This window comes from Shewanella sp. 3_MG-2023 (assembly GCF_030548765.1).
In the GTDB taxonomy this organism is placed as follows: Bacteria; Pseudomonadota; Gammaproteobacteria; order Enterobacterales; family Shewanellaceae; genus Shewanella.
The window spans coordinates 1-1,038 of sequence record NZ_JAUOSH010000083.1; the positions used below are offsets into that span (position 1 = coordinate 1).

The window sequence follows — 1,038 nt, forward strand, 5'->3', positions numbered from 1 at the left end:
TCCAGTCACTATTACCCCTAACTTTCATATCATCGCTATATAAGCCGTGCATATAAACAAAGTTTTGATCTTTCAACGCAGGTAATATGTTCAATAAGTGATTTGCATCACCATACATTTCAGCACTAACAACGCTCACAGCATCTCTATCGGTTGATGGCACATCAATGATTGGTTTAGCTGGGTGATAACTCATATCTTCAGGAGAGTTACCACCTTCGTACATTTTCGGGAACAGTTTATTTACTGAACCATGGTTTTTAGGTTGGAACTCATTATCATGGCACCAGAAACATACCCCCATTTCACCGTGACCTGCTGGTGCGCCGTTACTACCATGACACTGAGCACATTGGTAAGGTGCTACGGCGCGATCCGCTTCATCTAATACTTCATAAGACTGTACGCCATTTGCAAGATCCATAACATAAACGGGCGTTGGGTTAACCCCCAAACTACCTTGGTCGCCATCAGAGTGAATACTGCCTAACGAGTGACAAGTACCACAATCGGCAACGCCCCAGCCAAAATGCTCTGCTGATAATGGACGAATTGCCTCGTCAATATCGTAAATTGGATATTGATTATCCCCGCCAACTCGATGGCTTTCTGGTGCAGCAAACATCAACTGTCTAGCCATTACCGCGGTATAATCAACGGGGTAATACATAGGCCAAACATCTGCAAAGGTGTGCATATTTCTGTAGCCATACCAATCAGTAAGGTCAATTTCTATGCCTTTACTTGCAAAGTATTCGCCACATTCTTGATCAATTTGACCGTTTGATGTGCCAGTGGCTGAGCCATCAAGGGCAATGCCATCACAGAATGTTGCCGGTGGCGTGTCTTCAGGCTTAGACATATCTCCAAGGCCGTACTTGTGATTCCAATCTTTAATATAACGGCGCTCATAACCATTAATCGCATATGCGTATCTAGCCTGGTTAGTAGCACCATCAACAGAATTAATAATGAAGTGCTGAATATCTATACCTGTGGATATCTTACCCCAGTATGAAAAACCAACATCAATCAGCC

General features: G+C 43.4%; 1 pseudogene. It reads right to left on the bottom strand.

The window, feature by feature from the left end:
* Positions 1-1,038: pseudogene (locus Q4591_RS20075) on the bottom strand (hypothetical protein); the annotation flags it as partial.